The organism is Shimazuella alba, from assembly GCF_009831235.1.
Classification (GTDB): domain Bacteria; phylum Bacillota; class Bacilli; order Thermoactinomycetales; family Thermoactinomycetaceae; genus Shimazuella; species Shimazuella alba.
In genome coordinates this window covers 420723-434111 of sequence record NZ_WUUL01000002.1, presented here as the reverse complement: position 1 = coordinate 434111, position 13389 = coordinate 420723, and the positions used below count along the sequence as shown (strand labels likewise).

General features: G+C 39.0%; 12 protein-coding genes. 5 read left to right on the top strand and 7 right to left on the bottom strand.

What is annotated here, in order from left to right:
- Positions 1-54: 54 nt before the first annotated feature.
- The 7 genes from gyrA to dnaA form a co-directional block, all read right to left on the bottom strand.
- Positions 55-2493, bottom strand: coding sequence for a DNA gyrase subunit A (gene gyrA, locus GSM42_RS04930; RefSeq protein WP_160800418.1), 2439 nt, complete (start codon positions 2491-2493; stop codon positions 55-57).
- Positions 2494-2561: 68 nt separating this feature from the next.
- The gene (gene gyrB / locus GSM42_RS04925; RefSeq protein ID WP_160800417.1) at positions 2562-4463 is read right to left on the bottom strand and encodes a DNA topoisomerase (ATP-hydrolyzing) subunit B; all 1902 of its coding nucleotides are present in this window, start codon (positions 4461-4463) and stop codon (positions 2562-2564) included.
- Positions 4460-4690, bottom strand: a complete 231-nt coding sequence (remB, locus tag GSM42_RS04920; protein WP_420820966.1) for an extracellular matrix regulator RemB — start codon at positions 4688-4690, stop codon at positions 4460-4462. The genes gyrB and remB overlap by 4 nt, the downstream gene beginning before the upstream one ends.
- A 15-nt stretch (positions 4691-4705) precedes the next feature.
- Positions 4706-5821, bottom strand: coding sequence for a DNA replication/repair protein RecF (recF, locus tag GSM42_RS04915; RefSeq protein WP_160800415.1), 1116 nt, complete (start codon positions 5819-5821; stop codon positions 4706-4708).
- A 15-nt stretch (positions 5822-5836) separates the two neighbouring features.
- On the bottom strand, positions 5837-6046 hold the full coding sequence (gene yaaA, locus GSM42_RS04910) for a S4 domain-containing protein YaaA (protein ID WP_160800414.1): 210 nt from the start codon (positions 6044-6046) through the stop codon (positions 5837-5839).
- A gap of 17 nt (positions 6047-6063) precedes the next feature.
- A complete protein-coding gene (gene dnaN / locus GSM42_RS04905) occupies positions 6064-7197 on the bottom strand; it encodes a DNA polymerase III subunit beta (protein ID WP_160800413.1) in 1134 nt (377 codons plus the stop codon).
- A gap of 232 nt (positions 7198-7429) precedes the next feature.
- Positions 7430-8812 (bottom strand): chromosomal replication initiator protein DnaA, encoded by a 1383-nt coding sequence (gene dnaA, locus GSM42_RS04900; RefSeq protein ID WP_160800412.1) that lies wholly within the window; start codon positions 8810-8812, stop codon positions 7430-7432.
- 1477 nt (positions 8813-10289) lie between these two features.
- Between dnaA and rpmH the strand changes: the two genes are divergently transcribed.
- From rpmH to mnmE, 5 genes are all read left to right on the top strand, one after another.
- Entirely contained in the window at positions 10290-10424 is a 135-nt protein-coding gene (gene rpmH / locus GSM42_RS04895; protein ID WP_028778273.1) for a 50S ribosomal protein L34, read from the top strand.
- Between the two features lie 77 nt (positions 10425-10501).
- The gene (gene rnpA, locus GSM42_RS04890) at positions 10502-10876 is read left to right on the top strand and encodes a ribonuclease P protein component (protein WP_338055240.1); all 375 of its coding nucleotides are present in this window, start codon (positions 10502-10504) and stop codon (positions 10874-10876) included.
- Positions 10873-11082: a membrane protein insertion efficiency factor YidD gene (gene yidD, locus GSM42_RS04885; protein ID WP_160800411.1), complete on the top strand. Its 210-nt coding sequence runs from the start codon at positions 10873-10875 to the stop codon at positions 11080-11082. Before rnpA ends, yidD begins: the two co-directional genes overlap by 4 nt.
- A 76-nt stretch (positions 11083-11158) precedes the next feature.
- Positions 11159-11887 carry a membrane protein insertase YidC gene (gene yidC / locus GSM42_RS04880; protein WP_160800472.1) on the top strand — a complete coding sequence of 243 codons (729 nt, stop codon included), beginning with the start codon at positions 11159-11161 and terminating at the stop codon, positions 11885-11887.
- 82 nt (positions 11888-11969) lie between these two features.
- The gene (gene mnmE, locus GSM42_RS04875; RefSeq protein ID WP_160800410.1) at positions 11970-13346 is read left to right on the top strand and encodes a tRNA uridine-5-carboxymethylaminomethyl(34) synthesis GTPase MnmE; all 1377 of its coding nucleotides are present in this window, start codon (positions 11970-11972) and stop codon (positions 13344-13346) included.
- Positions 13347-13389: the final 43 nt, after the last annotated feature.

Below are 13389 nucleotides of genomic sequence, written 5' to 3'. Positions count from 1 at the left end.
AAGTATGTTAGCTAAAATAAAAAAAACTCCTACCTCTTCGGGGTAGGAGTTTTTTTACTGATCTTCTTCTTCATCAGAGATTTGGACACGAGCAACAGTGGCTACTTCCTCATCTTTTGCCATCTTAATCAGTCGAACACCTTGGGCATATCGACCAAGTGATGAGATGCCAGCTATGTTCATCCGAATCACAACTCCGGCTTGAGTAACGATCATGAGATCTTCTTCTTCTGAGACCATTGTATGTCCCACAACAGGTCCATTCTTCTTGGTAATATTAAGTGTTTTGATCCCTTTTCCGCCTCGTGATTGAGAGCGGTATTCACCAATCGGGGTACGCTTGCCGTAACCTTTTTTGGTTACAATCATCACGTCTTTACCTGGCATAACAATATCCATATCGATAACGTAATCATTATCAGCTAGTGTAATTCCTTTTACACCAGTTGCTGATCTTCCCATCTCTCTCACATCAAACTCTGGGAAACGAATGGACATGCCAAGGCTTGTTCCCATGATTACTTCTTGTTCACCATCTGTTAATCTCACACCTACCAACTCATCGCCTTCACGTAAGTTAATCGCAAATAAACCATTTTTCCGGATATTCTCAAACTCAGACAGTTTTGTCTTCTTCACTACACCTGCTGAGGTTGCAAAGAAGAGATTATAATCATCGGTAAATTGTTTGACAGGAATAACCGCTTGAATACGCTCATTTTGCTCGATCTGAATCAAGTTAATGATAGGTGTACCTTTAGCAGATCTTCCTAATTCAGGAATCTCATATGCTTTTAAGCGATATACTTTCCCCTTGTTGGAGAAAAATAAAATATGGTTATGTGTACTGGTAACAAATAGGGTTTGAATAAAATCATCATCCCGTGTTCCCATCCCAGTTACACCTTTCCCACCTCGTTTTTGGGCACGATAGGTGGATAATGGCATACGTTTCACATAGCCTTTATGTGTCAGTAGGACAGCAACCTCTTCTTCGGGAATCAAATCTTCTTCCACAATGCTATCGACATTGATCATAATCGATGTTCTTCTATCATCGCCGAACTTCTCTTTTACTTCTACCAATTCTTGACGAACAACAGCGCGAATTTTACTCTCATCTGCAAGTATGGATCGTAATTCTTTGATTGTAATTTGCAACTCTTGGTATTCACTTTCGATTTTATCACGCTCAAGACCCGTCAGACGTTGCAATCGCATATCAAGAATAGCTTGTGCTTGCTTGTCACTCAATCCAAATTGCTCCATAAGTCCACTTCTTGCCTCAGCAGTAGTTTTGGACCCACGGATCAGTGCAATGACCTTATCAATTTGATCAAGCGCAATGCGCAACCCCTCTAAAATATGCGCTCGTTCTTCTGCTTTGTTTAAATCAAACTGCGTTCTTCTGCGTATCACTTCGATTTGGTGATCCAAGTAATGTACAAGCGCTTGATGCAGATTTAGTACACGAGGCTGTCCATTTACTAGTGCAAGTGTATTTACGCCAAAACTGGTCTGCAATGTAGTATGTTTGTAAAGATTGTTCAAAATGATACGAGGGTTTACATCACGTCGGAGCTCTATCACTACTCGCATACCATTTCGGTCAGATTCATCGCGTAAATCGGTAATTCCATCGATTTTTTTATCTCGAACCAATTCTGCAATCTTTTCTACTAATTTTGCTTTATTGACCTGATAAGGGAGCTCTTCCACAATAATTCGCATTTTGCCATTCTGTGCTTCTTCGATGCGTGTTTTCGCTCTGATTTGAACACTACCTCTACCAGTACGAAACGCTTTGCGAATTCCCTCATAACCTAAAATAATTCCACCAGTTGGGAAGTCAGGTCCTTTTACGATCGGCAATAGATCTTCAACCGTCGTCTCTGGCTGATCAATGATAAGCAGCAGACCATCAATAATCTCACGTAGATTATGTGGTGGAATATTGGTTGCCATTCCCACTGCAATTCCAGAAGCACCATTCACCAACAAGTTTGGGAATCTTGCGGGCAAAACAAGCGGCTCCATTTGTTGACCATCATAGTTTGGACCAAAATCAATCGTATCTTTTTGGATATCTCGCAGTAATTCCAACGTAATAGGAGCCATTTTGGACTCCGTATAACGCATTGCAGCAGGGGGGTCACCATCTACTGAACCAAAGTTACCATGACCATCTACAAGCATGTAGCGATAAGAGAAATTTTGTGCCATACGCACCATTGCTTCATACACCGCTACATCCCCGTGAGGGTGATACTGAGCCGTTACGTTTCCTACAGTCCTGGATGACTTCTTGTATTGTTTATCAGGTGTCATACCCAGTTCATACATGGTATATAGAATACGTCGGTGTACTGGTTTTAGTCCATCACGAACATCCGGCAATGCTCGGCTAACGATAACACTCATTGCATAGTCAAGAAAAGAGGATTTCATCTCTTGACTAATATTCACTTCTTCTACACGACCTATATTTGCCATCCGTTTCATCAACTCCAACTAACGGACATGATTTATTCCTGATTCGTTTATCTTTTTGATTTTAAATTTTAGATATCTAATGTTGCCTGGTTGGCATATTCTTGAATAAATTCGCGTCTGGGTTCTACGCGATCTCCCATCAACATTTCAAGTACTTGATCCGCATCCATGGCATCTTGGAAAGAAACTTGACGGAGCGTTCTGCTGTCTGGGTCCATTGTGGTTTCCCAAAGCTGTGTGGCATTCATCTCACCCAAACCTTTGTAACGCTGGATCTCCACTTTTCCTTTTCCTTCCAGTTCTTTCACCACTTGATTTTTCATAGCATCGGAATAGGCATAGCGGATAATTTTTCCTTGAGACACCTTGTACAAAGGAGGCTGTGCGATGTACACATATCCCTCTTCGATCAAGGAACGCATATAGCGAAAGAAAAAAGTAAGTAACAAGGTACGAATATGAGCTCCATCAACATCTGCATCTGTCATGATAACAACTTTGTGGTAACGAGCTTTATCAATCTGAAAATCATCTGCAATCCCTGTACCAAGTGCTGTAATAATCGTCCGTATCTCTTCATTGGACAAAGCCTTATCCAAACGTGCTTTTTCCACATTGAGGATTTTCCCACGGAGTGGGAGGATAGCTTGGAACATTCGATCACGGCCCTGTTTCGCAGTACCGCCCGCTGAGTCTCCCTCAACAATAAACAATTCACTGATCGAGGCATCTTTTGTCGTACAATCAGCTAATTTCCCGGGCAATGCACTTACTTCTAGAGCATTTTTTCTTCTTGTTAACTCACGAGCTTTTCGAGCAGCTTCTCTAGCACGAGCAGCAGTAACAGATTTGTTGATAATCTTCTTACCTACACCTGGATTTTCATCCAGATATGCCTGCAAGTAATCCACAAACAATTGCTCTGTAGCAGAACGTGCTTCACTATTTCCTAACTTCGTTTTCGTTTGACCTTCAAACTGTGGGTCAGGTATCTTCACGCTGATAATAGCGGTCAAACCTTCTCGCACATCGTCTCCAGTTAAATTACTTTCGTTATCTTTTAGTAAATTATTACGACGCGCATAATCATTGATCACACGGGTAAGCCCTGCTTTAAAACCGGATTCGTGTGTTCCACCCTCATGTGTGTGGATGTTATTCGCATAACTATAAAGATTGGAGGAGTATGAATCGTTGTATTGCATCGCTACTTGAACTTGAATGCTCTCTCGTTCGCCTTCGATGTAAATCGGCTCATGCAATGCCTCCCGATTGCGATTGAGATACTCCACAAAAGATGCAATACCGCCTTCAAATTGAAAAGTTTCTTCTTTCTTTTCTTCTTCTCGTTGGTCACTTAGCGTAATCGTTACTCCACGATTGAGAAATGCCAACTCACGTAAACGATTTCGCAAAATATCGTAGTCATACTCGATTGTCTCCGTAAAAATCTCTGGATCTGGTTGAAATGTTATGGTGGTACCTGTGTCTTTCGTTGTACCAATTACCTCCAAATCCGTTTTCGGAACTCCTCGAGAGTATTCTTGCTGATGAATTTTCCCATCTCGTTTGACGATGACTTCCAATTCACTAGATAACGCATTCACAACAGATACACCTACACCATGCAAACCGCCTGAAAACTGATAGCCTTCACCATCAAATTTTCCACCCGCATGGAGTACTGTCATTACTACTTCTACAGCAGGTCTTCCTACTTTTGGCTGGATACCTACTGGGATACCACTACCATTATCCACAACAGTAACACTGTTGCCAGGATTGATTGTTACTTTAATCGTATCACAACGCCCGGCTAATGCTTCATCGATACTATTATCGACTACTTCCCACACCAAATGATGTAATCCTCTACTGGAAGTAGACCCAATATACATTCCTGGTCTCTTTCTGACAGGTTCTAATCCTTCTAATACCTGTATCTGTGTTTCATCGTATCCCGTTGTCATAACATACTCACCACCTTTAATCCTGATTGAGATCGTTTAAGCAATGTGTTGGAAGAGATAGGTGATGTATAAATGTGCTTTGTGGTAATAATAAAAGATTTTACTTCTTCGACCGAAGAAGTAGGAAAAGGAATGCTGGATGAAGATTTTACCGCACCAACTGCATCAACTATAGCAACTACATCACTCAATCTTATCATCTGGTTTCCACCAAGGTGAATAAACAAATAACCATCACCTCATCACGCGCGAGTAACATGACCATTTTTTACATGGTACACAACTGCTTGTTTTTGTGTTTGTAAATCAATTCCATCAAGACCTGTGGCGGTTACAAATGTTTGTACTCGTCCACGTATAGACTCTAATAGATGTGTCTTACGCGAATCATCTAACTCGGATAGTACATCATCCAATAATAACACTGGGAAATTGCCTTTGGCTTCTTTGACAAGTTGCAATTCTGCTAATTTTAAGGATAGAGCAGCAGTTCGTTGCTGCCCTTGTGATCCAAATGTATGGTAATCCAACTTATTTTGTTGGAGAGAAAAATCATCACGGTGAGGACCAAGTAATGTATTTCCGAGTATGATTTCTTTTTTTCTCACTTTTTCAAGTGATTTCAGCATGACATGTTTCATATCTTGTTCAGACATTTGGGCATGGATAGGAACAGATGGAATATATTCTATTCGAAGCCTCTCTTCTCCTTTTGTGATAGAAAGGTGAATTTCTTCTGCCCATTCTTGCAACCTAGCTAATGATTCTATCCTTTTTCTCCAAATAGAAACAGAGAGTTCGATTAACTGCTCATCTAGCACATCTAAAAAAGTGAGTGGGAATGTATTATTTTTTGACAAATTTTTTAAAAGTTGATTTCGCTCTTTCAACAAATTTTTAAGCTGCGTCAAGTGATGGACATAAGCAGGACTTATTTGACCTATTTCGACATCCAAAAATTTTCTTCTAACTTGTGGTCCGCCTTTTACTAGTTGTAAATCTTCAGGGGCAAATAAGACAACTGGTAAAGTTCCGATATATTGACTGAGCTTGGCAACTTCCAAACCATTCTTCTTTATTTTTCTGCCTTTAGGAAGGAGTTTTAACTCCAATCTGTTTTTTTTCGATCTTGCTTCTGTTCTGGTTCGAATCATAGCAGTTTGTTCACCAAACCGTATGCATTCTTGCAAAGAACGTGCGCGATGCGATTTCCCTAAAGATATCATGTATAAAGATTCCAATAAATTTGTCTTTCCTTGTGCATTTGCACCTACAAACAGATGTAGATCTTCCGGACAACTCAAGTCTAGTTCTGGGATATTGCGAAATTGTTGTAGTTGTAACGACGTTACATGCAATTCATGATCCCTCCACTAAACCAGATATATCTCACCATATCCTTCGATTCCAATTTTATCCTGTGGATATAGTTTGCGTCCTCGTCGATCATCAGGTTCTCCATTTATCAAAACTTGGTATGTCTGTAGAAAAATCTTTGCTTCCCCACCACTAGCAATCAAATCAACTGATTTTAGTAACTGCCCTAGTGTCATGTATTCACCTTGAATTGCAATTTTTTTCATGTTCGTTCCTTTCTACCTTAGCGAGTCCGAATGGGCACGATGAGGTGAAGTGAATCGTTTCTATCAGTGGGTTGCATGAGAAAAGGTGTCATAGATCCTGTAAATTGAATGTGGATTTCCTCGCTGTCAATAGTGCGTAGGGCCTCTATCATGTATCTAGCATTGAAAGAAATGGTTAAAGATGGACCTTTTACATCCGCTTGAATCTCTTCAACAACACTTCCTATTTCTTGAGAAGCTGAGGTGATTTGCACCTGATTATCGCTCACAGTCCATTTTATCACATTATCCCGGCCATCCCTGCTAATAAGAGATGCACGCTCAACAGATTGTAACAATTCTTTTGTTTTCGTGGTAACTTCCACGTCTCCTGTTTGTGGAATAACGCGATTGGTATCTGGGTAACTTCCTTCCAATAATCTGGTATAAAAAGACAGATGTTTTGTTCGAGCAAGCAGTTGGTTTCCAGCAACTACCAGATCTACTAATTCTGTTTCGTCTGCAAAGGTCTTCGCCAATTCGCTCATGCTTTTACCTGGAATAATTACATTATTCAACTGTAAATCAGGAAGGCTTTCTACTTGTGTTTTTTGACGGGATAAACGATGACTATCTGTTGCTACACAAGTGAGTAAGCCTTCTTCCAGCTGAAAAAGAACACCAGTAAACACGCCACGAGCTTCATTGACCGCAACAGCAAAACTAGTTTTACGTACAAGCGTACGAAGCAGATCCGCAGACAGGGAGAACACTTGCTCTTCATATAGCTGAGGTAATGATGGATATTCTTCACTTGGTAACCCATGTAATTGAAACTCAGCTTTTCCAGAACGAATGGTAATTCCATTTCGTTCACCAACAATCCACTCTACCTCATTCCCGGGAAGTTTGCGAACAATTTCTGCAAAAATTTTTCCAGGGACAACTACACTACCTATTTTTTCCACAAATAGCTGTTCTTTTTCATCTTTTACTCTAGGAATTTTGGTTTCGATTGTCATATCAGAATTACTGCCTGTAAGAATAAGTTGATCTTCTTCTGCAGTTACTTTAATTCCCGTTAAGATCGGTATGGTAGTTCTTGTAGATACTGCTTTTGTTACTTGGGATACAGCATCAACCAATACACTTTGCAAGATTCGTAATTTCATATTATCCCCTCGACATTTCTGTAGGAATGATTTTAACTTTTTACATCCGAAAATTTCTTTTTTATCCTACTACTTATTTATTTATTTTTTAATAAAGATTAGTAGTAGTAGTAATAGTACCTGTGGATACTGTGGATAAGTAGGATGAGCCAAGCAACAAAGCCTATACACGTTGTGGATAAGCTGTGTATAGGCAAGGTGAGTTTTCCACAGTATTCACATCAGCCTGTGATTAACTGTTTCGACTGAGACGATTTTTTAGTTCCATGATTACTTGTTCGAGTTCTTGGTCATTATTCAACATGCGACTTATTTTTTCATGAGCATGAATAACTGTAGTATGATCTCGTCCTCCAAAATCTTCTCCGATTTTTGGAAGTGAGCTATCCGTTAGTTCTCGGGAGAGATACATAGCGATCTGTCTAGGATATGCGATGGTTTTGGTACGTTTTTTGCTTTTTAAATCTTCGATACGAAGTTGATAATAATTTCCTACTACTTGTTGGATATCTGGAATACCAATTACTTTTGGTTGATTGGGTGCTACTAGATTTTTTAATGCTTCAAGGGCTAGATCAATCGTTATAGGCTGATTAAGCATGGTAGAATAAGCAACTACGCGTATAAGTGCACCTTCTAATTCCCGAATATTATTTGCTACTTGATCCGCTATATAGTAAAGCACCTCATTGGTAACATCCAAGTTGTCCGCGATCGCTTTTTTGCGGAGAATAGCGATCCTAGTTTCCAAATCAGGCGGCTGAACATCAGTGATAAGACCCCATTCGAATCGAGATCGAAGTCGGTCTTCTAGAAATGGAATTTCTTTAGGTGGTCGATCACTTGAGATAATGATTTGCTTGTGCAATTCATGCAAAGCGTTAAAAGTATGGAAAAACTCCTCTTGTGTCCCTTCTTTTTTGGCAAGGAACTGAATATCGTCAATTAATAACACATCAACTGAGCGATATCGATTACGAAAGGGTTCCACGTTCCCGCTGACAATTCCGTTAATAAATTCATTTGTAAATTTCTCAGAAGATATGTAACAGATTCTACTTTCAGGATTTTGTTCTTTTACATAATGTCCTATCGCATGCATAAGATGGGTTTTTCCCAATCCAACACCTCCATAGATAAAAAGTGGATTGTAGGTGTTTGCAGGTTGTGCAGCTACTGCCAGTGATGCCGCATGGGCAAATCGATTGCCTGGTCCGATGACAAATGTTTGAAAGGTATATTTCGGATTTAACTGAGAAGATGATGGTACTTCTTCCATCTGTGCTGAAACCTCTGGCAATGATTGGTCTAATTGTGCAGGTTTGTTATTGGTCTCCACATTTGGCTCTACTTCCACTTCTGTCTCATCCAATGAATGTAGAACAAAGTCTACTTCCATGGAGATGCCTGAAATTTCTTTTAGAGCAAGTAATATTTTGTTTTTGGCACGGTGTATAAGCCAATCCCGTGTAAAAAAATCTGGTACTGCTATAAGTAAGAAATTTGGTCTACTCTCCACAACTTTAGTCTGAATTAATAATTGTTCTACATCTGCAGATTCATCAGAACAAGCTGTTTTTAAGGCATGAAGCCATAGCTCATCAGCAGAATACATGAAATATGTCCTCCTCTCTTTGATATGTCGTGAGTGGTTATCCACAAAACAAGAAGTCTAAATGAAAGTACTCCACAGAGTTATCCACATTATCCACAGATTGTGGATAACTTTGAGTTGATAAGCAAAAGGTAAAAGCATCCTGACTTATCCACAATCTGTGGAAAACTTAAGTTTTGTTCAAACTTATCCACGGAGAAAACAAAATAAGAATATCAAATTGGGCTATATATGACAAGGACTTTTCAATAGTTATCCACTTACCCACAGCCTGTGGATAACTACTTATCCACAGGCTGAATTTCTGTGTATAATGAGTGGATAAGTTGTGGATAACTCCAAAATTAGTTGTCCACAATCCTTTAAACTGTCACAAATAAGCCCTATTTGGAAGTGAATTAACTAAATTCTGTGGATAACCTGTGGGAAACCTGTTGATAACCTGTTAATAACTTGTGGAAAATAAGTGGATAACACAGCAAAATCCATATAAACAAAAGGGTATAGTGAATTAAAGATTTATAGAATGTTTTTCTATAATAATAAAGAATAACAAGTGGATTGGTATCAAAAAGATAACTCTTCTCGTTGTAAGGAAAATTTTTTAAATGAAGCAACGAACTTTGGAACGATATTTTTTCAATTTCTGTGGATAACTTGTGGAAAAATTGTTTATAACCTGTGCATAAGTTGTTGATAACAAGTGGATAAGTTAGTTAATAGCTTATTACATAAGGGTTATAGAGTTTAATATCTATAAAGTTGTTTTCTATGAAGATAAAAGATGAGAAAATTGCTATCGATAATGATAGGAAGGTAACATATTATATATAGGAACAAATCTGTTTTAAGATATCTGTTTCAAATGATATAGTGGAGCAGTTTCCCTTCTTTCTTTTCTTCCTAAGCTATGCATCACAGTAAAAGATATGATCTTGGAGAAAAAGACAAAGTGTTTGGTGCAGATCATCGCCCTATCCTATATGAGAGTCAACTAATTTTGTAACTTCAATGTACAGATTTATCCTTATTTTTGCTTCTTCATGTTTGTCGATAGTGCTTTACTAATATGCTGGTTGGTATATCAAATCGTTATCCAGTCATCTTTTAATCCTTCCTTATAGATTGCGTACTAAGATAGCACGCGATCACAATCGACCCCCCACCCCGGGAAACAAAATAGTAGATTTTACTATTTTAATCACATTGTTTGTTTCATAATGATGGAAGTATTTTCATTATTGTTTTTAATAGGAGTGTGTATCCTTCATCTTCTTTGTTATTTCCTAATAAAATTACACTTTTTTACTTCCCAATGTAAAATGGTAATCCACTATAAGGATATATCAGATATCAGTACCCTCATTCCTTGACACTATGCCCACTGGATAGCTATAATATGGAGGATTGTCGACAAATTCGACTACTTTTGGAAGAGAAGGGAGGTAACCTTGATTTCATTTCAAGGTGAACATAAATGAAGAGAACTTATCAACCAAGTAACCGCAGACGAAAAAATGTACATGGTTTCCGTGCGAGAATGGCTACAAAAAATGGACGCAAAGTGCTAGCTGCACGTCGTCGCAAAGGAAGAAAAGTGCTATCTGCTTAATTCTAGGACCACTTACTATCTGTGGTCTTTTTTTCAATATAGAGTTCATCCTACGCTGGAGAAAGGGAGCCTATTTTGTGCAACGAGCTTTTCGCTTAAAGAGACGTAACGATTTTCGCAGAGTTTTTCGCGCAGGTACATCTGTAGCAAACCGCCAGTTTGTTTTATATAGCTTCAAGCGAATGGATGAGGGTGTTTCTCGTGTGGGAATCTCTATAAGTCGCAAAATAGGAAAAGCTGTGGTGCGAAATCGGATTAAAAGATTAGTGAAAGAAATCGTAAGACATTGGATGGATCAAATCCATCCTCACATGGACATCATTCTAATCGTTCGTAATCCAGTTGTAGGTTTAGATTATAAAGAGACAGAATCATGCCTTCGTCATGTGATGAAGCGAGCAAATGTATTTAAAGAAGTACCTAAGGTGACAAAGAGGAGTGATCAACGTTGAAACGTTTGGCAATTCTCTTTATCCGCTTTTACCGGAAATTTATCTCACCGCTGTTACCTCCCAGTTGTCGTTTTTACCCTACCTGTTCTCAATATGGCTTAACAGCAATAGAACGACATGGCTTTTGGCGCGGTGGTTACTATACAGTAAAGCGAATTTGCAAGTGTCATCCATTTCATCCTGGTGGGATTGATCATGTCCCCTAGAGATAAGAACTTTAGATAAGAACTTTGTTTCATCCTTAAGGAGGAATTATTGTTGAGTAAGCGGCGAAAATATCTTATGTTTGCATTCATCGCCCTCTTTGCCGTTTTGTTGTTAAGCGGTTGTTCACCGACCGATGCTCATTACGCGAAGTTAGACCCAGCTACTGCGGGATTTTGGGACAAATATTTTGTTATTCCTTTAGCTCAGCTAATGGATTGGTTTGCAGGACTACTTGGAAATTATGGATTGTCGATTTTAGTCGTAACTTTTCTCGTCAGGCTAGTTATTTTTCCATTAACATATCGTCAACAAAAAAGTATGCAAGAGATGCAAAAAATACAGCCTCAAATGTTGAAAATACGTGATAAATATAAAAAAGATCCACAGAAAATGCAGCAAGAGACCATGAAATTGTATCAAGAGCATAACGTGAATCCAATGGCAGGCTGTTTACCAATTTTGATTCAAATGCCGATTTTACTTGCCTTTTACCAGGCAATTGTTCGAGATGCAAATATCGCAGAGTCATCTTTCCTCTACTTGCAATTAGGACAACCTGATCCTTACTATCTACTACCATTGTTGGCTGCGATAACTACTTACATACAATTTGTTGCTTCTGGTAGTGGGGATAATCCACAAATGCGCATAATGGTCTGGATTTTTCCTATCATGATTTTTGTTCTAGCATTTAACTTCCCAGCTGCAATGGCATTGTATTGGGTGTATGGTAACATCTTTACGATCTTACAGTATCAATTGATTTTAAAACCGATGCTTAAGAAGCCGGCAGAAGCCAAATAATATAGGATCTAACAACTCCCAGTTGGGAGTTTTTTTTCGTATATTTGTGTTAAGATTAGATATTAGTTGTGAGGTGAATGTTGTGGAAAACGATACAATTGCTGCCATTGCTACTGCAATGGGGGAAAGTAGTATTGCAATCATCCGAGTTAGTGGATCAGATGCACTAACTTGTGTCGATCATATATATCAAGGGAAAAATAAACTTACGACAGTTCTTTCTCATACAGTTCATTATGGGCATATTTTAGATCCAGACACCAAAGAGAAGATTGATGAAGTATTGGTCACGGTGATGTTGGCTCCTCGTACCTTTACACGAGAAAATGTTGTCGAAATAAGTTGTCACGGAGGCTTGATTGCAGTTGAGCAAACGCTTGGAGCTTTGCTAAAAACAGGAGTCCGTCTTGCAGAACCAGGGGAATTTACGAAACGTGCTTTTCTTAACGGTCGGATTGACCTTTCTCAAGCAGAAGCTGTGATTGATTTGATTCGTGCAAAGACCGATAAAGCTGCTAAAGTGGCCATTCGTCAGTCAGAAGGTAAGTTGTCCACACATATTCGTGCTCTAAGAAATGATATTGTCGAGACATTAGCTCATCTTGCTGTAAATGTAGATTATCCAGAGTATGATGCAGATATATTAACAAGCCAATATGTAGTAGAACGATGCCAAGCAATCAATCAAGAACTGGAACGGTTGCTGCTTACAGCACGTCAAGGGAAAATTTTACGTGAAGGGATAGCTACTGCAATTATTGGTCGTCCTAACGTAGGAAAGTCCTCTTTGATGAATGCATTGACCCAAGAAAATAAAGCGATCGTAACGGATATACCAGGAACGACACGTGATGTTATCGAGGAGTATGTCAACGTTCGTGGTATTCCATTGAAACTTCTTGATACAGCAGGAATAAGAGAAACAGAAGATATTGTGGAACAGATTGGAGTACAGCGTTCAGAAGAGGCACTACGTAGTGCTGATTTGGTATTGTTGATGTTAAATCACTCCGAAAAATTGCAAACAGAAGATATTCGATTGCTTGAGAAGATAAAGGGATTTCCAACTATTATTGTAATCAATAAACTGGACTTGCCAAAACGTATCGATTATGAAGAAATCAGGCAGAGAAGTGGGGGCAAACAAATCATTCCTCTTTCTGTGAAGACAGAAGAAGGTTTAAGTTTGCTAGAAGAGGCTATTAAAGTTATGTTCTTTGCAGGTCAGGTAGACATGAATGATCAAACTTATGTGAGTAATGCTAGGCATATTCAACTTTTGGAACAGGCAAAACAAAACATTTTGGATGTCATGTCAGGTGTAGAACAGGGTGTTCCCCTTGATATGGCTGAGATTGATATGAAAAATGCTTGGCAGGCATTAGGAGAAGTAATTGGCGAAGCAGTGGCAGAGGATTTGATTGATCAAATTTTTTCGCAGTTTTGTTTAGGAAAGTAAAAGTTGTCTACTTATGTGGCAATACTAAATAAGAGAGGTTGTG

What these genes read in the sequence shown, in the direction of transcription:
- gyrA (WP_160800418.1), bottom strand. Translation starts at nt 2,493, where the DNA reads ATGGCAAATATAGGTCGTGTAGAAGAAGTGAATATTAGTCAAGAGATG.
- gyrB (WP_160800417.1), bottom strand. Translation starts at nt 4,463, where the DNA reads ATGACAACGGGATACGATGAAACACAGATACAGGTATTAGAAGGATTA.
- yaaA (WP_160800414.1), bottom strand. Translation starts at nt 6,046, where the DNA reads ATGAAAAAAATTGCAATTCAAGGTGAATACATGACACTAGGGCAGTTA.
- dnaN (WP_160800413.1), bottom strand. Translation starts at nt 7,197, where the DNA reads ATGAAATTACGAATCTTGCAAAGTGTATTGGTTGATGCTGTATCCCAA.
- dnaA (WP_160800412.1), bottom strand. Translation starts at nt 8,812, where the DNA reads ATGTATTCTGCTGATGAGCTATGGCTTCATGCCTTAAAAACAGCTTGT.
- rpmH (WP_028778273.1), top strand. Translation starts at nt 10,290, where the DNA reads ATGAAGAGAACTTATCAACCAAGTAACCGCAGACGAAAAAATGTACAT.
- yidC (WP_160800472.1), top strand. Translation starts at nt 11,159, where the DNA reads ATGTTTGCATTCATCGCCCTCTTTGCCGTTTTGTTGTTAAGCGGTTGT.